Origin of the sequence: Tetzosporium hominis (genome assembly GCF_002265435.1) — a bacterium.
In the GTDB taxonomy this organism is placed as follows: Bacteria; Bacillota; Bacilli; order Bacillales_A; family Planococcaceae; genus Chryseomicrobium; species Chryseomicrobium hominis.
The window spans coordinates 1-253 of record NZ_NOKQ01000112.1; the positions used below are offsets into that span (position 1 = coordinate 1).

The 253-nt window shown below is 31.2% G+C and carries 1 protein-coding gene; it reads right to left on the minus strand.

What is annotated here, in order from left to right:
- Positions 1-65: 65 nt before the first annotated feature.
- Positions 66-253: hypothetical protein (locus CF394_RS00420; RefSeq protein ID WP_439332847.1), on the minus strand; the 188-nt coding region annotated here is incomplete at its 5' end.

Below are 253 nucleotides of genomic sequence, written 5' to 3' on the forward strand. Positions count from 1 at the left end.
CATCTTGTTTTAAAAGCGTATGATCAATGTATTTGTTTAATTTCATATTCGGATTCCTCTCTTTTTCATGAGATGATTTCAATTATTTCCTGCAAACGTTTCACTCTATCATTTATTTTAACATATTTTTGAAATTCTGTAACTAGTTGGGGGGAAATTTTTCCATTTGTATAAACTTTTGCGACAATTTCTCCCTTTTGAACGGAGTCACCGACCTTCTTCTCAAAAACGATTCCAGTTTCATAGTCTAAAT